This is a genomic window from Arenimonas sp. SCN 70-307, assembly GCF_001724815.1.
Taxonomy (GTDB): domain Bacteria; phylum Pseudomonadota; class Gammaproteobacteria; order Xanthomonadales; family Xanthomonadaceae; genus Arenimonas.
Genome location: NZ_MEDO01000027.1, coordinates 1 through 17,451, shown reverse-complemented (window position 1 = coordinate 17,451; position 17,451 = coordinate 1). Strand labels below are relative to the sequence as shown.

19 protein-coding genes are annotated in these 17,451 nt (G+C 71.3%); 9 read left to right on the top strand and 10 right to left on the bottom strand.

The features are described from left to right. From minD to ABS41_RS12825, 3 genes are read right to left on the bottom strand one after another with little or no spacing between them, the layout of a single operon-like run. Positions 1-810: a septum site-determining protein MinD gene (minD, locus tag ABS41_RS12835; protein WP_290595019.1), complete on the bottom strand. Its 810-nt coding sequence runs from the start codon at positions 808-810 to the stop codon at positions 1-3. Positions 811-860: 50 nt separating this feature from the next. Continuing rightward, the gene (minC, locus tag ABS41_RS12830) at positions 861-1,628 is read right to left on the bottom strand and encodes a septum site-determining protein MinC (RefSeq protein ID WP_290595018.1); all 768 of its coding nucleotides are present in this window, start codon (positions 1,626-1,628) and stop codon (positions 861-863) included. A 2-nt stretch (positions 1,629-1,630) separates the two neighbouring features. Beyond that, complete coding sequence (locus tag ABS41_RS12825) at positions 1,631-2,227, bottom strand: GNAT family N-acetyltransferase (RefSeq protein ID WP_290595017.1); 597 nt, start codon at positions 2,225-2,227, stop codon at positions 1,631-1,633. 134 nt (positions 2,228-2,361) lie between these two features. On the opposite strand from ABS41_RS12825, the gene ABS41_RS12820 reads away from it, so the two are divergent. The 8 genes from ABS41_RS12820 to ABS41_RS12785 all read left to right on the top strand — a co-directional run bounded on the left by ABS41_RS12820 (position 2,362) and on the right by ABS41_RS12785 (position 11,027). Beyond that, complete coding sequence (locus tag ABS41_RS12820) at positions 2,362-3,531, top strand: sensor histidine kinase (protein WP_290595016.1); 1,170 nt, start codon at positions 2,362-2,364, stop codon at positions 3,529-3,531. Further along, complete coding sequence (locus ABS41_RS12815; RefSeq protein ID WP_290595015.1) at positions 3,528-4,169, top strand: response regulator transcription factor; 642 nt, start codon at positions 3,528-3,530, stop codon at positions 4,167-4,169. The genes ABS41_RS12820 and ABS41_RS12815 overlap by 4 nt, the downstream gene beginning before the upstream one ends. Before the next feature lie 174 nt (positions 4,170-4,343). Then, positions 4,344-5,696, top strand: a complete 1,353-nt coding sequence (locus ABS41_RS12810) for an SRPBCC family protein (protein ID WP_290595014.1) — start codon at positions 4,344-4,346, stop codon at positions 5,694-5,696. A gap of 81 nt (positions 5,697-5,777) precedes the next feature. Then, positions 5,778-6,707 (top strand): ABC transporter ATP-binding protein, encoded by a 930-nt coding sequence (locus tag ABS41_RS12805; RefSeq protein ID WP_290595013.1) that lies wholly within the window; start codon positions 5,778-5,780, stop codon positions 6,705-6,707. Beyond that, on the top strand, positions 6,704-7,438 hold the full coding sequence (locus ABS41_RS12800; protein ID WP_290595012.1) for an ABC transporter permease: 735 nt from the start codon (positions 6,704-6,706) through the stop codon (positions 7,436-7,438). Before ABS41_RS12805 ends, ABS41_RS12800 begins: the two co-directional genes overlap by 4 nt. Before the next feature lie 5 nt (positions 7,439-7,443). Further along, positions 7,444-9,303, top strand: a complete 1,860-nt coding sequence (locus tag ABS41_RS12795; RefSeq protein ID WP_290595011.1) for a Gldg family protein — start codon at positions 7,444-7,446, stop codon at positions 9,301-9,303. 3 nt (positions 9,304-9,306) lie between these two features. Further along, the gene (locus tag ABS41_RS12790; RefSeq protein ID WP_290595010.1) at positions 9,307-10,341 is read left to right on the top strand and encodes a DUF4340 domain-containing protein; all 1,035 of its coding nucleotides are present in this window, start codon (positions 9,307-9,309) and stop codon (positions 10,339-10,341) included. An 11-nt stretch (positions 10,342-10,352) separates the two neighbouring features. Then, positions 10,353-11,027 (top strand): DNA-3-methyladenine glycosylase 2 family protein, encoded by a 675-nt coding sequence (locus ABS41_RS12785; protein WP_290595009.1) that lies wholly within the window; start codon positions 10,353-10,355, stop codon positions 11,025-11,027. On the opposite strand, the gene ABS41_RS12780 is transcribed toward ABS41_RS12785, so the two are convergent. The 7 genes from ABS41_RS12780 to ABS41_RS12750 are packed head-to-tail and all read right to left on the bottom strand — an operon-like array spanning position 11,024 to position 16,065. Beyond that, positions 11,024-11,830, bottom strand: coding sequence for a M15 family metallopeptidase (locus tag ABS41_RS12780; RefSeq protein WP_290595008.1), 807 nt, complete (start codon positions 11,828-11,830; stop codon positions 11,024-11,026). The two genes, ABS41_RS12785 and ABS41_RS12780, sit on opposite strands and share 4 nt — an antisense overlap. A gap of 23 nt (positions 11,831-11,853) precedes the next feature. Continuing rightward, on the bottom strand, positions 11,854-13,191 hold the full coding sequence (locus ABS41_RS12775) for an alpha/beta fold hydrolase (RefSeq protein ID WP_290595007.1): 1,338 nt from the start codon (positions 13,189-13,191) through the stop codon (positions 11,854-11,856). A gap of 17 nt (positions 13,192-13,208) precedes the next feature. After that, positions 13,209-13,739, bottom strand: coding sequence for a PH domain-containing protein (locus tag ABS41_RS12770; protein WP_290595006.1), 531 nt, complete (start codon positions 13,737-13,739; stop codon positions 13,209-13,211). After that, the gene (locus ABS41_RS12765; protein WP_290595005.1) at positions 13,736-13,909 is read right to left on the bottom strand and encodes an Arc family DNA-binding protein; all 174 of its coding nucleotides are present in this window, start codon (positions 13,907-13,909) and stop codon (positions 13,736-13,738) included. The genes ABS41_RS12770 and ABS41_RS12765 overlap by 4 nt, the downstream gene beginning before the upstream one ends. A gap of 3 nt (positions 13,910-13,912) precedes the next feature. Continuing rightward, positions 13,913-14,221, bottom strand: coding sequence for a hypothetical protein (locus ABS41_RS12760; protein WP_290595004.1), 309 nt, complete (start codon positions 14,219-14,221; stop codon positions 13,913-13,915). Positions 14,222-14,231: 10 nt separating this feature from the next. Next, on the bottom strand, positions 14,232-15,101 hold the full coding sequence (locus tag ABS41_RS12755) for an SPFH domain-containing protein (RefSeq protein WP_290595003.1): 870 nt from the start codon (positions 15,099-15,101) through the stop codon (positions 14,232-14,234). Between the two features lie 49 nt (positions 15,102-15,150). Next, positions 15,151-16,065 (bottom strand): hypothetical protein, encoded by a 915-nt coding sequence (locus ABS41_RS12750; RefSeq protein ID WP_290595002.1) that lies wholly within the window; start codon positions 16,063-16,065, stop codon positions 15,151-15,153. A 100-nt stretch (positions 16,066-16,165) separates the two neighbouring features. On the opposite strand from ABS41_RS12750, the gene purT reads away from it, so the two are divergent. Then, positions 16,166-17,359, top strand: a complete 1,194-nt coding sequence (gene purT, locus ABS41_RS12745) for a formate-dependent phosphoribosylglycinamide formyltransferase (RefSeq protein WP_290595001.1) — start codon at positions 16,166-16,168, stop codon at positions 17,357-17,359. Positions 17,360-17,451 lie beyond the last annotated feature (92 nt).

Sequence of the window (17,451 nt, the reverse complement as noted above, 5' to 3'; positions counted from 1 at the left end):
TCAACCTCCGAACATCTTGGAGAAGAAGCCCTTCTTCTCGACCGTGGTGAATCGCATCGGGCGCTCTTCGCCGAGGATGCGGGCGACGGCGTCGGTGTAGGCCTGGCCGGCCGGGGAGACCTCGTCCAGGATCACCGGCACGCCGGCATTGGAGCTTTGCAGCACTTCGGGCGACTCGGGGATCACGCCGACCACCTCGAGGCCCAGGATTTCCTGCACGTCGGCGATCGAGAGCATGTCGCCCGCCTCCACGCGCTTGGGGCTGTAGCGGGTGAGCAGCAGGTGCTCCTTCACGCGCTCGCCCTTCTCGGCCTTCTGGGTCTTGGACGCCAGCAGGCCCAGGATGCGGTCGGAGTCGCGCACCGAGCTCACTTCCGGGTTCACCACCACCACGGCGCGGTCGGCGAAATACATCGCCAGGAACGCGCCCTTCTCGATGCCGGCCGGGCTGTCGCAGACGATGAAGTCGAAGCCCTCGTCGGCCAGGTCCTTGAGCACCTTCTCCACGCCTTCCTTGGTCAGCGCGTCCTTGTCGCGGGTCTGCGACGCGGCCAGCACGTGCAGGTTGTCGAAGCGCTTGTCCTTGATCAGGGCCTGCTTGAGGCTGGCCTCGCCGTTGACCACGTTGACGAAGTCGTAAACCACGCGGCGCTCGCAGCCCATGATCAGGTCGAGGTTGCGAAGGCCGACGTCGAAGTCGATGACGGCGGTCTTCTTGCCGGCCTTGGCCAGGCCGCAGGCGAGCGATGCGCTGGAGGTGGTCTTGCCGACGCCGCCCTTGCCCGAGGTCACCACGATGATTTCAGCCAATGTTCTTCTCCGTAACGTTGCGTGCGCCCTGGGGGCGTCTAAGTTGGGGGTCAGCCGAGCTGTTCGATGCGCAGCTTGTCATGCTCGAGCCAGATCTGCACGGGCTTGCCCAGCAGCTCCTTCGGGATTTCCTCGAGCACCTTGTAGTGGCCGGCCACGGCGACGAGCTCGGCGTGGAATTCACGGCAGAAGATGCGCGCCGAGGCCATGCCGCCGGCCCCGGCGAGGGCGCGGCCGCGCAGGGCGCCGTAGATGTGGATCGAGCCGTCGGCGATGACTTCGGCGCCGGCGCCGACCATGGCGCAAACGGTCAGGTCGCGGTCCTGGGCATAGATCTGCTGGCCGGACCGCACCGGATGCAGGTGCATCAGGCCGGGCTCGGAGCGAACCGCGGGTGCGGCCGGGGCGGGCGCGGGGGCCGGTTCCGGGGCGCGTGCGGCAGGCGCCGGCGCCGGTGCGGCGGGCAGTTCGCCGTCGCGCTCGTACTGGGCGCGGAACTTGGCCAGCAGCGGCAGGCCCACGGCCTGGCTCAGGGCCTCGACGGCGCTGGTGCCGTAGGCCAGGGCCACCGGCAGCACGCCGGCGTCGCGCAGGGCCTCGAGCAGGGCCTGGGTCTGCTCGACGCTGGGGCACTGGCTCAGGCCGCCGAAGTCCACCACCACGGCGGCCCGGGCGAAGAGCTTGGGCGCGCGCTGCACGCGCTCGGCCATCTCGGCCGCCAGGCGGGCCGGGTCGAGGGTGCGCACGCGCAGGTTGGCGATGCCGACCTGGCCGAACTTGAGTTCGCCGGCCTGCTCGTAATCGAGGTTCGCCGCCATGTTCAGGTCCCCGTCGCCAGGGTCGGCCGGCGGCCGGGCAGGGCGCGGGCCCGCAGCCAGGGCTGGTCGGGCAGCTGGCGGCCGTAGGTTTGCGCCACGAACGGGTAGCTGCACATTTCCTTGAGCAGCATCGAGGCGCGGATGCCGCTGCCGGGCATCACGTTCTGGCCCACCTCGCGGAAGCCGAAGCTGCCGTGGAAGAGCAGGGCCGGGTCGTTGCCGCTCTGCAGGAAGACCTCGCAGGCCATCAGCGGCCAGCGCACCTCGGCAAAGCTCTGCACGTCGGCGTAGAAGGCGCGGCCGCGGCCGCCGCCGCGGCGGGGCCGGGCGATGACGATGCGGTCGATGTAGAGGAATTGCGGGTAACGCTCCCGGAACCACTGGAAGTTGGGGCTGTCGTGCGGGGCGTCCTGGCTGAGCGCGACCAGGAAGCCGGTGACCAGGCCATCCTGCTCGGCGACGCGGAAGTACTCGGCGTTTTCCCAGAAGAAACGGGCCTTGGCCTGGTCCATCGGCAGGATGGACGGGCCAGCGGCGTTGTTCACGGCTACGACGGAATCCAGCTCGTGCTCGCGCACGTCGCGGATGGTGATCGGCATTGGACTACGAACTCCGATGAGCTGGCGGCCGCCAGGGGGCGGGCGATCGGGTCCGGATTATCGCACGGTCGCGCCGGCCGGGGGCATGACTTCCGGGGGCGGGCGACGGGCCCCGGCGGGGTTAGGATGCCCGGATGCTGAACCGCCTTTCCCATACCCAGCTGCTGCGCTACGCCGGCCTGTTCACCTGGGTGGTGCTGGGCATCCCGCTGCTGGTGTTCACCTGGTACCTCGGCCCCGACGAGGCCGACCTGGCCGCCGGCCAGGCGCCGCGCGTGGCCGTGGCCGTGGCGGCCTACCTGGCCTTTGGCCTCATCTATTGGAAGGTGACGCACTCGCTGGGCTTCCGCCAGCAGCGCCTGGGCGACCTGCTGCTGCTGGCCGCGCTCACCTTCTCGGCCATCCTGGTCAGCGCCGAGACCGGCACCGGCATGGGCGCGGTGCTGATGATGATCATCGCCGGCGTCATCCCCTGGCTGGTGAACATCAAGGTCGGCGTGGTGTGGCTGATGCTGCAGCACGCGGCGCTGATCCCGGTGTTCAGCCGCATGGAGGGCTACACGCCCGGCCTGGCGGTGATGCAGGCGCTGACCTACGTGGGTTATTCGAGCTTCGCGATGGTGATCGGCCTGATCGCCATGCAGCAGGCCCAGGCCCGCGAGGAGCAGCGCCGCCTGAACGCCGAGCTGCGCGCCACCCGCGCCCTGCTGGCCGAGAGCTCGCGCATCAGCGAGCGCGTGCGCATCTCGCGCGAGCTGCACGACCTGCTGGGCCACCACCTGACCGCGCTGAGCCTGAACCTGGAAGTGGCCGGCCACCTCACCGAGGGCAAGGCCCAGGAACACGTGCGCCAGAGCCACACCCTGGCCAAGCTGCTGCTCACCGACGTGCGCGAGGCCGTCAGCGAGATGCGCCAGGACGGCGCCGTGGACCTCAGCGGCGCCATCCGCACCCTGGCCGAGGGCGTGCCGGCGCTCGACATCCGCCTGGACCTGCCCGAGCCGCTGCTGGTGGAGGACCCCGAGTGCGCGCACGTGATGCTGCGCTGCGCCCAGGAGATCATCACCAACGCCGTGCGCCACGCCGGCGCGTCCACGCTGTGGCTGAGCCTGAGCCGCGACGCCCGCGGCCTGCGCATCCAGGCCCGCGACGACGGCGCCGGCGCCGACGAGCTGGCCCCGGGCAACGGCCTGCGCGGCATGCGCGAGCGGCTGGCGGCCTGTGGCGGCCAGGTCGATATCATTACCGGGCGCGGCAAGGGCTTCGCGCTCGACATCCGACTTCCACTGGAGAAACCCGCATGATCCGCGTCTGCCTCGTCGACGACCAGACCCTGGTGCGCCAGGGCGTGAAGTCCCTGCTCGAACTGGCCGACGACATCGAGGTCGTGGCCGAGGCCGGCGACGGACGCCAGGCGGTCGAGCTGATCCCGCAGGTCAAGCCCGACGTGGTGCTGATGGACATGCGCATGCCGGTGATGTCCGGCCTCGAGGCCCTGCAGGCCCTGGGCGGCAAGGGCCTGCTGCCGCCCACCATCATCCTGACCACCTTCGACGACGACCAGCTGGTGCTGGCCGGCATCCGCGCCGGCGCCAAGGGTTACCTCCTGAAGGACGTGTCGCTCGACCAGCTCGTCAGCGCCATCCAGACCGTCGCCGGCGGCGGCTCGCTGGTGCAGCCGGCCGTCACCCAGCGCCTGCTCTCGGGCCTCGAGGGACTGCAGAACGAGTTCGTCAGCCTCGAGCAGCCCGACCCGCTGACCGACCGCGAGACCGAAATCCTGCGCCTGATGGCCGGCGGCTTCTCCAACAAGGAGATCGCCAACTCCCTGGGCGTGGCCGAGGGCACGGTGAAGAACCACGTGTCCAACATCCTGTCCAAGTTGGGCGTGCGCGACCGCACCCGGGCCGTGCTCAAGGCCTTCGAACTCAAGCTGGTCTGAGGCGGCCCGGCCGGCCGGAAACCGCGCCGTGGCGGGCCTTTCGCCCCGGCGCGCCGGCCTTTGCGCGGCGCTAACAATTTCCCCCTGCCGGGGGGCGTCCTGACCTGATATCCTCTCCCGTTCCTGCGGCCGGGCACGACTTCCGGCTGGGGGCCGTTCCTGGAGAATTCCCGAATGACCCGAGTTATTGAGTGGCTTATTTCCCTGCTGATCGTCGTCGCGCTGTTCGTCGTGATCGGCCTGTTCCTCCCGTCTTCGCGCACGGTGTCCCATTCGGTGGAGACCAACCGTCCGATGGCGACCGTGAACGACATCCTGTCGGGCTTCACGCGCTTCGCCGACTGGAACGCCCTGATCAACCATGACCCGCGCATGCAGCTCGAGGTCACTGGCCCGGCCAATGGCGTCGGCGCCAAGCTCAACTTCCGCTCCAACGACCGCAGCGTCGGCGAGGGCAGCTGGGAGCTGGTCGAGTTCGTTCCGGGCGAGCGCCTGGTCTACGCGATCGACAACAACGCCCGCGGCACCGACAAGAAGATGACCTTCGACTTCGAGCGCACCGGCCAGCGTCGCCAGAACGTCAAGATCACCCAGACCTACGAGATCGATTACGGCTTCGACCTGATCGGCCGTTTCGCCGGCATGTACGTCACCGACAACATCGGCGAGGACATCAAGCTCGGCCTGGGCAAGTTCAGCAACCTGCTGGCGACCATCCCGCGCTTCGACTACAGCCAGCACGAGGCCGAGTTCGCCTTCGTGGACGTGCCCGCCGCGAACGTGCTGTCGGCCACGGCCACCGCCAAGCGCACCAACGACGACATCGCCGTGGCGATGACCAACCAGCTCAAGTGGATCGAGCAGACCATGGAGGCCAACGGCCTCGAGGCTGCCGGCCCGCTGCGCATCATCACCAACGAGTTCGGCGCCGAGGCCTATGGCTTCGACGTGGTCCAGCCGGTCCGCAAGGCCGGCACCGGCCCGGCCGAAGAAGCCACCGACGAGCCGGCCGAGACCGCCGAAGTCGCCGAGGGCGAGGAAGCCGCGGAAGGCGATGGCGAGTACGACGCCCAGATCGCCCAGCCGCGCGTCGGCCTCAAGGACGCCATCGACACCACGATGCCCGAGCGCCTGGACATCAAGATCGAAGGCGCCCGCGGTGCCACCAACCCGGTGCTCTACCTGCAGGTGCCGGCGCACCGCGCCGCGGTCACCACCTACGTCGGTCCGTCGCCGGGCCTGCCGCGCGTGCGTGACCTGGTCCGTGCCTGGGCCATGGTGAACGGCGCCGAGACCGCCGACCGTCCGTACGAGGACTACCGCATCGAGATCAAGGACATGCTGTCCGAGACGGCCGAGTTCCAGGTCTACTGGCCGGTGCGCATCAATGGTGAAGTGCCGGCCCCGGCCGTGCAGCTGGTGCCCGAGCCGGTGACGGAAGAGCGCGGTCCGCCGCCCTCGACCGGCGCGGCCGAGGCCGAGGCCGAACAGGCCCCGGCCGAAGCGGAAGCCGAGTCCGCCGAGTAATCCCCAAGCAGGGCGGGCCAAGTGCCCGCCCTGCTGCTTTGGGAGCCCGAAATCCCCCGATACCGCGAGAAGACCCCGCCGATGATCGAGGCACACGCCCTGCACAAGCGCTATGGCCGCCTGCTGGCGGTCGATGGCATCAGTTTCAAGGTCGAACCCGGCGAAGTGCTCGGGTTCCTGGGCCCCAACGGAGCCGGCAAGTCCACCACGATGAAGATGATCGCGGGTTTCCTGGCGCCCAGCGCCGGCACCGCCCGCGTCTGTGGCCACGACGTGGTGGCCGAGCCCATGGCCGCCCGCCGCGCCCTGGGCTACCTGCCCGAGGGCGCGCCGGCCTACGGCGAAATGAGCCCGAAGGCCTTCCTGGCTTTCGTCGCCGACGTGCGCGGCCTGTCGGGCGAACATCGCCGCCAGCGCCTGGACGCCGTCATCGGCCGGCTTTCGCTGCAGGACGTGCTGCAGCAGCCCATCGACACGCTTTCCAAGGGCTTCAAGCGCCGCGTCGGCCTGGCCGCCGCGATCCTGCACGATCCGCCGGCGCTGGTGCTCGACGAGCCCACCGACGGCCTCGACCCGAACCAGAAGCACGAGGTGCGCACGCTCATCCGCGAACTCGCGCGCGACCGCACCGTGCTGCTGTCCACCCACATCCTCGAGGAAGTCGAGGCCGTGTGCAGCCGCGCCATGATCGTCGCCCAGGGCAAGGTGCTGGCCGACAGCACGCCGGCCGAACTGCTGGCGCGCTCGCGCTACCAGGGCGCGGTGTCGCTGCTGGCCGCCGACAGCATCGCCGCGCGCGCCGCGCTCGACGGCATGCCGGGCGTCAGCGGCTTCCAGCAGGAGGGCGTGGACGGCCGTCTGTACGTGTTCCCGCAGGGCCGCCCGGTGTCGCCCGAGGCGGTGTCGGCGCGCTTGCGCGAGCGCGGCGTGGCCTACAGCGGCCTGCAGCCCGAGCGCGGACGCCTGGACGAAGTCTTCCGCCGCATCACCACCCCGGAGGTGCAGGCATGAGCGCGGTGTGGTCGGTGTTCCGGCGCGAGTTCGGCGCCTACTTCGCCACGCCGCTGGCGGTGGTGTTCCTGGTGATCTTCCTGGTGCTCGCCGGGGCGTTCACCTTCTACCTGGGCAACTTCTTCGAAGCCGGGCAGGCCGACCTGCAGGCCTTCTTCAGCTTCCATCCCTGGCTATACCTGCTGCTGGCGCCGGCGGTGGCGATGCGCCTGTGGGCCGAGGAGCGCAAGTCGGGCACGCTCGAGCTGCTGCTCACGCTGCCGCTCACGCCCTGGCAGGCGGTGCTGGGCAAGTTCCTGGCCGCCTGGGCCTTCCTGGGCCTGGCGCTGGCGCTTACCTTCCCGATGTGGATCACGGTGGCCTGGCTGGGTGAACCCGACCATGGCGTCATCGCCGCCGGCTACATCGGCAGCTGGCTGATGGCCGGTGCCTTCCTCGCGGTCGGCGGCGCGCTCTCGGCGGCCACGCGCAGCCAGGTGGTCGCCTTCATCCTCACCGTCGTGCTGTGCCTGCTGCTGTTGCTGGCGGGTTTCCCGATGGCGCTAGACCTGGTGCGCGGCTGGGCGCCGATGGCGCTGGTGGACGCGCTGGCGGGCCTGAGCTTCCTCACCCACTTCCAGGCCATCACCCGAGGCGTGCTCGACCTGCGCGACCTGGTGTTCTTCGCGCTGTGCATCGGGGCCTGGCTGTGGGCCACGGTGCTGGTGATCGACATGAAGAAGGCCGACTGAACGCCATGAAGACGAATTCCCGACGTTCCGTTCCCCTGCTGGCCCTGGCCCTGCTGGCCATCGCCTTCGTCGCCCTGGTGTCGCTGTCGTCGGTGGCGCTGCGCGGCGCCCGCATCGACCTCACCGAGCAGGGCCTGTACACACTCTCCGACGGCACGCTGGCCATCCTCTCGAAGGTCGAGGACCCGGTCACGCTCAAGCTCTATTACTCCGAACACGCCACCCGCAACCTGCAGGCCTTCCGCGGCTACGCCACGCGCGTGCGCGAGCTGCTGGAGGAAATCGCCGCGCGTTCGGACGGCAAGGTCACCGTGCAGGTCATCGACCCCGAGCCCTTCTCCGAGGCCGAGGACCAGGCCGCGGCCCTGGGCCTGCGCGCGCTGCGCGTGCCGGGCACCGGCGAGCAGCTCTACTTCGGCCTGGTGGCGAGCAACAGCACCGACGGCGAGTCGCTGATGCCCTTCATCCAGCCCGACAAGGAGGCCTTCCTCGAGTACGACGTGGCCAAGCTGGTCAGTTCGCTCGGCGGCGCCGGCCGGCCGGTGGTGGGCCTGGTCAGCGGCCTGCCGATGGGGCCGGGCAGGGAGCCGTCCGGGCAGCAAACGCCGGGCTGGGTGCTCGACCGCCAGATCCGCGACCTGTTCGAACTGCGTCGCTTCCAGGGCATGCCCACCTCGATCGCCAGCGACGTCGACCTGCTGATGCTGGTGCATCCGAAAGACGTACCCGAGGCCACGCTGGTGGCCATCGACCAGTTCGTGATGCGCGGCGGCCGCCTGCTGGTGTTCGTCGACCCCGACGCCGAGGCCGACCTGTCGGCGCTCAACCCGCTCGACCCGCTGGCGGTGTCGCCGCCGCAGTCGTCCACGCTGGCCCCGCTGTTCCAGGCCTGGGGCATCCAGTTCGACCCGAGCCGCGTGGTGCTCGACGAGCGCCACGCGCTGCAGGTGCAGCCCGACCCGAACGGGCCGCCGGTGCGGCACCTGGCCGTGCTGGGCCTGGGCCGCGACACGCTCAACCAGGACGACGTGGTGACGGCCGACCTGGGCGTGCTCAACTTCTCCAGCGCCGGCGCCCTGGGCCTGGCCCGCGATTCGGGCCTGCGCATGGAGCCGCTGGTGCAGAGCTCCCGCCGCGCCGCGCTGGCCGACGCCGCGATGGTGCGCGACGCCGTCGCCGACCCGGACCAGCTGCGCCAGGGCTTCGAGCCGGGCGAGGAGCCGCTGGTGCTGGCGGCGCGCTACACCGGCGAGCTGCGCACGGCCTTCCCGGGCCGCGGCGAGGGCCACCTCGAGGCCAGCGACGGCCCGGCCAACCTGCTGGTGGTGGCCGACACCGACCTGCTCACCGACCGGCTGTGGGTGCAGGTGCAGGAATTCCTGGGCCAGCCGGTGTACGACGCCTTCGCCAACAACGGCGACTTCGTTTTCAACGCCGTGGACAACCTGGTGGGCAATGCCGACCTGATCGCCGTGCGCACGCGCACGCCCTCGGCGCGGCCCTTCACCCGCGTCGACGACATCCGCCGCGGCGCCGAGGCGCGTTACCGCAGCACCGAGCAGCGCCTGCAGGAGCAGCTCGAGCAGCTCGAACAGCAGCTCGGCGCGCTGCAGCAGCCCGGCGCCGACGGCCAGGCGCAGGCGGTGTCGGCGGCGCAGCAGGCCGAGATCGTCCGTTTCCAGGAAGAGCGCCTGCGCATGCGCAAGGAGCTGCGCGACGTGCAGCACCGCCTCAATGCCGACATCGAGGCCCTGGGCAACCAGCTCAAGCTGGTGAACATCCTGGGCATGCCGCTGCTGGTGGTGCTGGCGGCGCTGTTCGTGGCCTGGCGGCGCTGGGCGCGCCGCCGCGCGGCGGTGGCCTGAGCCATGCGCGCGCGGCAGCTGCTGCCCTGGGCGGTCGTGACCCTGGCGCTGGCCGCCGCGGCCTGGTGGGCGCTGGGCCGCCAGGCCCGCGGCGACCTGCCCGAAGCCGGGCTGGCCCTGCCGGGCCTGGCGGATCGCCTGGACACGCTCGAGGGCATCGAGGTCCATGGCGCCGGCGATGTGCGTCTGGTGTCGCTGCGCCGCGTGGATGGGCGCTGGGAAGAGGCGGGCCATCCGGGCTGGCCCACCAACGAACGCGAGATCAGTCGCGCGCTGTTCCGCCTGTCCGAGGCGCGTCGCCTGGAAGCCAAGACCAGCGACCCGGCGCTGCACCCGCGCCTGGGCGTCGAGGACCTGGCTTCACCGCAGGCCCAGGGCGCCGAGCTGCGCCTGCTGGGCGGCGGCGAGCCGCTGCGGCTGGTCGTCGGCAGCAACCATCCGGGCCTGGGCGGCAGCTATGCGCGCCTCGCGGGCGAGTCGCAGGCCTGGCTGCTCGACACCGACCTCTCGCCGGCGCGCAATCCGGTGGACTGGCTCGACCGGCGCATCATCGACCTGCCGCTGGCGCGCATCGAGCGCGTCCGGGTGGAGCCGGTGCAGGGGCGGCCTTTCACGCTCACCCGCCGCGACGAGTCCTTCCTCGTCGACGGCCTCGCGCCGGAGTCGGCCGACGACGCCATCGCCACCGCCGCCGTGCCCGAGCAGCTGGCCCTGGACGGCGTCGCCGCCGACGACGGCACGCCGGCGCAGCGCCAGCACGTCTACCGCGCCGTCGACGGCGTGTCGCTGACCATCGCCACCTGGGCGGGCGAGGGCGGCACCTGGGCGCGCCTGTCGGTGGCGCTGGACGAAGAGGCCGCGCTGGCCTGGTTCGCCCGCGCCGGCGACGAGGCCGCGCCGCCGGAGCAGCGCCTGGCCTCGCTGCGTGCGCAGGTGCTCGAATGGCAGGCGCGCTTCGACGGCCAGCGTTTCCTGCTGCCCGGCCAGAAAGCCGCCAACCTGCTGCGCGAACGCAGTCAATTCCTCGGCGCGCGCTGAGGGCACCGGCCATGGCCCGATACGTTCGCGGATTCGACCTCGGGCTCGCCGCCGACCACTTGCGCCGGCGCGACCGCAAGCTGGGGCGCTGGATCGACCGCATCGGCCCGATCGAGGTGGGCGAGCGCTGGCGCAAGCGCTTCGACCCCACCGACGCGCTGGCCCGCGCCATCCTCTACCAGCAGCTCAGCGGCAAGGCCGCCGCCACCATCGTGCGCCGCGTCGAGGAAGCCATCGGTGCCACGAAGCTGCATGCCGACACGCTGGCGCGCATCGACGACGCCGGCCTGCGCGCCTGCGGCGTGTCGGGCAACAAGACCCTGGCCCTGCGCGACCTGGCCGCGCGCGCCGCCGCCGGCGAGGTGCCATCCACGGCCGAGATGGCGCGCCTGCACGACCACGAAATCATCGAAAGGCTTACCGCCGTGCGCGGCATCGGCCGCTGGACGGTGGAGATGATGCTGATGTTCCAGCTCGGCCGCCCCGACGTGCTGCCGGTGGACGACCTGGGCGTGCGCAAGGGCGCGCAGCTGCTCGACAAACTCGAGGAGATGCCCAAGCCCAGGGCGCTGGCCGAACGCGGCGAAGCCTGGGGGCCGTACCGCACGCTGGCCGGCCTGTACCTGTGGCGCATCGCCGATTCGGCCGCGCCGGCCAAACCACCGGTGAAGCGCTCGCAGGACTAGGCGCCGGCGCCCGCCGGGTGCCAGCACCAGTGCCAGGGTTCGTAGCTGATGCCGTGCGGGTTGCCGCGCGGGTAGCTGAGCGCGAAGCCGAAATCCGCGGCGTTCGACTGCAGCCAGGCGAAGGCCGGCGTGGCCTCGAAGCTTTCTTCCGCCGGCGGCTCGCCGGGCGTGCCGATGTCGATGGCCCGGCCGCCGTGGTGCTCGCTGTAGCCGGGCGCGGCGTTCACCGCCAGGATCTGGTCCACGGACAGGCCGCGCGCCAGTTTTCGCTCGAAGATGCCCAACTGGTAGTCGTGGCTGCGGTAGCCCGAGATCGCCTCGAGCGCGATGCCCTCGGCACGGGCCGCGTCGCGCAGGCGGCGCCAGGCGCGCGCGGCCGGTCCGAGCAGCCACAGCGGGCGCTGGTAGCGGTCCAGGCCCGCGAATTCCAGCCGCGCCGGCTCGGCGACCAGCGCCAGGCCGGTGCGCTCGCCGTAGCTTTCGTCCAGGCCCAGCCAGTGCAGCCGTTCGAGCAGTCCGTCCAGCGGCAGGTGCAGCGCCTCGCCGGCGCGTTCCTCGCGCTCGTCGATAGCGGCCAGCACCTCGCCCAGGCCGGGCTCGAGGTTGAGGCCCGGCACCAGGGCGCGCAGCCGCGCGCCGTCGAAGGTGGCCAGGAAGCGGCCGTCGCGCTTGCGCCGCAGGCACCAGGGCGCCTGCGCCAGCGCGCGGGCGTCGGCATTGGCGCGCGCGCGCGGCCGCAGCAGGTGCGCGGGCACGGCTTCGACGAGGGCGCTGTTGACCAGGTGCCAGGGCAGGACGTGCATGCGGGAAGCTTAGCCCGGCGGGCTCAGTGTTGCCCAATCCAGGCGGCGATGTCGGCGGCCACCTGCGGGTCCACCCGCGACTCGCGCCGGTATTCCTCGGGGTTGGGCGGGCCGGCGCCGGGCAGGAAAAAATGGTTGAGCGCGGGGTAGGTGATGAAACGCGCGTCCGGATGGCCGGCCAGGCCTTCGCGCCACAGACGCAGGTCGGTGTCCACCGTCACCTGGTAGTCGCGCTCGCCTTGCAGCAGCAGCATGGGTTTTCCCAGCGCGAGCGCCTCCTGTGCCGGACGGGTGTCGGCGTGGTCGCGCCAGTAGGCCACGGGGATGCCCAAGGGCGTGCGCCGCGGCGCCGGCGCTTCGCCGCGCAGGTGCGCGGCCAACTCGTCGCGCTGGCGCCCGGCCTCCTCCATCGAGGCGCGCTCGAGTTCGGTGACCAGGCCGTCGCGCTGGGCGAGGTAGCGGATCTGCTCGGGGATGGCCTCGTACATCGGCCGCGCCAGCCCGGCCAGCAGCACCAGACCACCCAACTCGTCGTCGCGGGCGGCGATGCGCGGCGCGATGTAGCCGCCCAGGCTGTGCGCCACCACGTACACCCGGCGGTCGTCGACCTCGCGCAGCGCGCGCAGCAGGCGCACGGCGCGCAGCGCGTCTCGCACCTGCACGTCCTCGGCGGTGGCCTCGGGCGAGAGCGTCGAAGCGCGCAGCCAGGTGCGTTTGTCGTAGCGAAGCACCACCACGCCGCGCTCGGCCAGGCCGTAGGCCAGGTCGAGGAAGGGTTTGTTCGGGCCGATGGTGCCGTCGCGATCGGCGGGGCCGGAGCCGTGCACCAGCACCACCGCCGGGAAGGGGCCGGCGCCGCGCGGCAGCGACAGCGTGCCGCCGAGGTCGCCCACCGGGAAGTCGCGTTCGGAGAACAGGGCCGTCGACACGGGCGGCGGCGCGTCCACCGGCGCCGGCGGCAGCGGCACGCGCAGGTCGGCCGGCACCAGCCACAGGCCGTCGATGCGGCCGCGACGGTTGAAGCGAAAGCGCGCCTCGACGGCCTTCTCCTCGAACTCCAGCCGCACCAGCACGCCGGGCCGGCCGCCGAGGCGGTCGGTGCGGCCCGGGCGGCGCAGCACCAGCGGTCCCAGGCGCGGGGGCAGGGCTTCCCAGGTGTCCTTGAGCTGGTCGGGTAGGTAGTCCTCGCGGGCCGGGCCGTCGAGCAGGGCATGCGCGCCTGCGTAATCGCCGGCGACGAGGCGGTCGAGGAACTGGCCGGCACTGCGGAGGTTCGCCGCGTCGTCGCCCACCGAGGCGCCGCCGGGGCCGGCGGGCAGGACCAGGAGCAGGGCGAGCAGCAGGAGCAGGGCGCGCTTCACCGCCCCAGCTTAGCGGCTCAGGCGTGGCGGCGGAGGATGTCGAGCACGGCCTGCGGATGCTCGAAGCTCAGCAGCCAGACGCGGCCGTCGGCGTGCGGCAGCACCAGCACCTTCGCGGGATCGGTGACCAGGCAAAAGGCCTTGCTGCGGTCGCGCAGGCGGAAGTGGCCGGCCCAGTAGCCGGGCAGGGCCAGGCCGTTGGTCTTGAGCACGGGCTTGTACTGGGTGTGCTCGCGGGTGTCGACCACGCGGGCCTGGGCGAGGTCGAATTCCGACAGCGCCGAAAGGCGGTTGTAGTAGGTGGCCTTCACCCGCAGGTGCTTGCCGTCGAAGGCCACCTCGCGCCGCCACATCGGCAGCAGCAGGGCCAGCACGGCCACCGCCACCAGCGCCTGCATCGCCAGCAGGCCGACCGGGTCGGCGCCCGTCTTGCGCGCGGCGGCGATGCCGATGCCCGCCACCGCCAGCGGCACCAGGGTGCCGAAGCCCACGGCGAACCAGACGGCGGCCTTGCCGACCGGGCCGATGGCGAAGTTGCGGTAACTCATGCGTCCTTGTCCTCGTCCGGCTTCTTCAGGCGGCCGGCCTTGCGCAGGGCCTCGCGCAGCACGTACTCGATCTGCGCGTTGAGCGAGCGCAGCTCGTCATCGGCCCAGCGCTGGACGGCGTCCAGCACCTGGGCGTTGATGCGCAGCGGGTAGGCCTTCTTCTCGGCCATGGCTCAGGCCTTGTTGGCCTTCACCGCCGCGACGCCCAGCACGGTGGTCACCAGGGTGATCAGGCCGACGCCCACGACGGTGAGCAGCAGCCCGTGTTCGCGCGGCGTCACCATCAGGGCGATGCCCAGCAGCACCAGCAGCGCATCCACCGCCAGCAGCAGGCGCGCGGTGGTCAGGCGCGCCCGGGCCGGATCCTTCGCGGCCCGGATCGACACCGGGTCCCATTTTCCGGTGAGCAGCATCAGGCCGATCGCGATGCCCGGCAGGGCAGTGACGATCAGCAGGATTCCGGCAAGCACCATCTCGTCCATGCCCGCCACCTCAGTACACGCTGCCGGCGTTCACCACCGGCTGGGTGCCGCGCTCGCCGCACAGCACGACCAGCAGGTTCGAGACCATCTGGGCGCGGCGCTCGGGGTCGAGTTCGACCACCTGGCGGGCCGAGAGCTGCTCGAGCGCCATCTCCACCATGCTCACCGCGCCTTCGACGATGCGGGTGCGGGCGGCGATGATCGCGCTGGCCTGCTGGCGCTGCAGCATGGCCTGGGCGATTTCCGGCGCGTAGGCGAGGTGGCTGATGCGCGCTTCGATCACGTTCACGCCAGCCTGGGCCAGGCGCTCCTGGATCTCCTCGGTCAGGTGCTTGGAGATTTCGGCCGCGTGGCTGCGCAGGGCGATGCCGCCGTCGTCGTGCTGGTCGTAGGGATAGGCGCTGGCCATGGCGCGCAGCGCGGCCTCGGACTGGATGTGCACGAAGCTCTCGTAGTCGTCGACGTTGTAGACGGCCTCGGCCGAATCCACCACCTGCCAGACGATCACCGAAGCGATTTCGATCGGGCTGCCGTCGAGCTCGTTGACCTTGAGCTTGCCCGATTCGAAGTTGCGCACGCGCAGGCTGACCTTCTTGGCCGCGAAGAAGGGGTTGTTCCAGCGCAGGCCCTGGTCCTTCACCGTGCCCACGTACTTGCCGAACAGGCTGAGCACGGCGGCCTGGTTGGGCTCGACCATGTAAAAGCCGCCGAGCGAGACCAGCACCGCCAGGGTCAGCAGGCCGGAGGCCAGCAGGGCCCAGCCGCTGCCGCCCTCGCCGGGCAGGTTGCTGGCGAACAGGTAGACCGCCAGGCCCTGCGCAAGCAGCAGCACCAGCAGCATCGGGATACCGGGGGTGGAGCGGATGGCTTGTTCTTTCATGGCGCGACTCCTCGGGAATGAGGAGATGATATCTAAGTGATATCAGTAGTCAAGGGCTTTCCGACGGGATCAGCCGGTAGCGCAGGAAGGGCGAGGGCAGCTGCTCGCTGCCGATGACGATTTCCCGGCCGTCGGCCCCGAAGGCCAGGCCCTCGGCCTGGGGCAGCCAGGGCAGCACCAGGTGCCGGTGCGGGGCGTCCGGCGCGATGGCCGGGGCCCAGGCGCCGCCGCGCTCGCGCACGTAGAAGTGCACGGAGCGGTAGTTGAGCACCGCCAGCACCCGGCCGTTGGGGCTGAGGTCGGCGGCGGTGACCTGGGCGCGGTAGCGACCGTAGAGCGGGGTCTGCGCCAGGTCGGCGGCGTCCGGCTGTTCGATGTGGGGCAGGGTGCCGACGAGTTCGGCCACGTGCGGCTCCCCGTCGTCGCGAGGATCGAGCGGCACGCGGAAGAGTTCGGCCGGCACGCGCTTCTTGGAGACCAGCAGCACCTCGCCGGCGACGGGGTCGACCGCCGCGGCCTCGCAGTCGCGCGGGCCGTCGGGCCAGCGGAAGGCCTGCACCGAGGTGACGGTCGCGGGCCGGTCGAGCGCGGCGGGCTCCTCGAGCAGCACCAGCTGCAGCTGCCGGCGCAGGCCGCCGTTGTCGCCCACGTCGGCGATCAGCAGCCAGCGCTTGCCGTCGCGCTCGAAGCTGGCCAGGTCTTCCCAGTCGATGTTGTCGGCGCCGCGCAGCGGCACGCTGGCCACGCGCTTGCCCTTGCCATCCACCAGGTGCAGCTCGGCCGGGCTGCCGCTGTCGTTGATGGCCCAGTAGTGGCCCGGGAAATTGCGCGAGGCGGCCAGGCCGCTGATTTCGGCGATGGCGCGGTCGGTGACCAGGCCGGTGATCTCGGGTTCGCTCCAGCGCGCGGCGAGCGCGGGGCCGGGCAGCAGCAACAGCAGGGCGGGGAGCAGGAATCGGGTCATGGCGTGGCGATGGGCGTATCGGCCAAGGATGACAGAAAGGCGGCGCCCCGGCAGCGGCGCGGCCGTTACAATCAGCGCTTTCCACGCAGGCCGCGCCGACATGTCCGACCCCGTCACCCTCGGAACCCCGCTTTCACCTTCGGCGCGCCGCGTGCTGATGCTCGGCTCGGGCGAGCTGGGCAAGGAAGTGGTGATCGAGCTGCAGCGCCTGGGCGTGGAGGTGATCGCCGCCGACCGCTACGACAACGCGCCGGCCATGCAGGTGGCGCATCGCGCGCACACGCTCAACATGCTCGACCCGGCCGCGCTGCGCGACCTCATCGCGCACGAAAAGCCCGACCTGGTGGTGCCCGAGATCGAGGCCATCCACACCCAGACCCTGGTCGAGCTCGAGGCCTCGCGCGGCCAGCGCGTGGTGCCGACGGCGCGGGCGGCGCGGCTGACGATGGACCGCGAGGGCATCCGCCGGCTGGCGGCCGAGACCCTCGGCCTGCCGACCTCGCCGTATCGTTTCGTGGATACGCTCGAGGAATACCGCGAGGCGGTGCAGGCCATCGGCCTGCCCTGCGTGGTCAAGCCGGTGATGTCCAGCTCGGGCAAGGGCCAGAGCACGCTGCGCAGCGAGGCCGACGTCGACGCGGCCTGGGAGTACGCGCAGTCTGGCGGCCGCGCCGGGCAGGGGCGCTGCATCGTCGAGGGTTTCATCGACTTCGACTACGAAATCACCCTGCTGACGGTGCGCCACCGCGACGGCACCTCGTTCTGCGACCCGATCGGCCACCTGCAGAAGGACGGCGACTACCGCGAGAGCTGGATGCCGCAGCCCATGTCGGAGGCGGCGCTGCGCGAATCGCAGCGCATCGCCCGCGCGGTCACCGACGACCTGGGCGGCTGGGGCCTGTTCGGCGTGGAGCTGTTCGTGAAGGGCGACCAGGTGTGGTTCAGCGAGGTCTCGCCGCGGCCGCACGACACCGGCCTGGTGACGCTGATCTCGCAGGAGCTGAGCGAATTCGCGCTGCACGCACGCGCCATCCTCGGCCTGCCGATCCCGAACATCCGCGCGCTGGGCCCGTCCGCCTCGTGCGCGGTGCTGGCCACGGGCCACGGCGTGCCGGAATTCAGCGGCGTGGACGCCGCGCTGGCCGAACCCGACACCCAGCTGCGCCTGTTCGGCAAACCCCGCGTGGAAGGCCACCGCCGCGTCGCCGTCACCCTGGCCCGCGACACCGACATCGACGCGGCCCGCGCCAAGGCCCGCCGCGCCGCCGCCGCCCTGCTTGTAAAGCTCCTGTAGGAGCAACTGTCTTGCTCAGGCCGGGTGGACCCTCCAGTCGGTCTGATCCCTGATCATGGCGTTCAGGCGGATTGCCAGGATGCGCATGCAGG

Coding starts and splice junctions, on each gene's coding strand:
- minC (WP_290595018.1), bottom strand. CDS start 1,628: ATGGCGGCGAACCTCGATTACGAGCAGGCCGGCGAACTCAAGTTCGGC.
- ABS41_RS12825 (WP_290595017.1), bottom strand. CDS start 2,227: ATGCCGATCACCATCCGCGACGTGCGCGAGCACGAGCTGGATTCCGTC.
- ABS41_RS12820 (WP_290595016.1), top strand. CDS start 2,362: ATGCTGAACCGCCTTTCCCATACCCAGCTGCTGCGCTACGCCGGCCTG.
- ABS41_RS12815 (WP_290595015.1), top strand. CDS start 3,528: ATGATCCGCGTCTGCCTCGTCGACGACCAGACCCTGGTGCGCCAGGGC.
- ABS41_RS12810 (WP_290595014.1), top strand. CDS start 4,344: ATGACCCGAGTTATTGAGTGGCTTATTTCCCTGCTGATCGTCGTCGCG.
- ABS41_RS12805 (WP_290595013.1), top strand. CDS start 5,778: ATGATCGAGGCACACGCCCTGCACAAGCGCTATGGCCGCCTGCTGGCG.
- ABS41_RS12800 (WP_290595012.1), top strand. CDS start 6,704: ATGAGCGCGGTGTGGTCGGTGTTCCGGCGCGAGTTCGGCGCCTACTTC.
- ABS41_RS12795 (WP_290595011.1), top strand. CDS start 7,444: ATGAAGACGAATTCCCGACGTTCCGTTCCCCTGCTGGCCCTGGCCCTG.
- ABS41_RS12790 (WP_290595010.1), top strand. CDS start 9,307: ATGCGCGCGCGGCAGCTGCTGCCCTGGGCGGTCGTGACCCTGGCGCTG.
- ABS41_RS12785 (WP_290595009.1), top strand. CDS start 10,353: ATGGCCCGATACGTTCGCGGATTCGACCTCGGGCTCGCCGCCGACCAC.
- ABS41_RS12780 (WP_290595008.1), bottom strand. CDS start 11,830: ATGCACGTCCTGCCCTGGCACCTGGTCAACAGCGCCCTCGTCGAAGCC.
- ABS41_RS12770 (WP_290595006.1), bottom strand. CDS start 13,739: ATGAGTTACCGCAACTTCGCCATCGGCCCGGTCGGCAAGGCCGCCGTC.
- ABS41_RS12765 (WP_290595005.1), bottom strand. CDS start 13,909: ATGGCCGAGAAGAAGGCCTACCCGCTGCGCATCAACGCCCAGGTGCTG.
- ABS41_RS12760 (WP_290595004.1), bottom strand. CDS start 14,221: ATGGACGAGATGGTGCTTGCCGGAATCCTGCTGATCGTCACTGCCCTG.
- ABS41_RS12755 (WP_290595003.1), bottom strand. CDS start 15,101: ATGAAAGAACAAGCCATCCGCTCCACCCCCGGTATCCCGATGCTGCTG.
- ABS41_RS12750 (WP_290595002.1), bottom strand. CDS start 16,065: ATGACCCGATTCCTGCTCCCCGCCCTGCTGTTGCTGCTGCCCGGCCCC.
- purT (WP_290595001.1), top strand. CDS start 16,166: ATGTCCGACCCCGTCACCCTCGGAACCCCGCTTTCACCTTCGGCGCGC.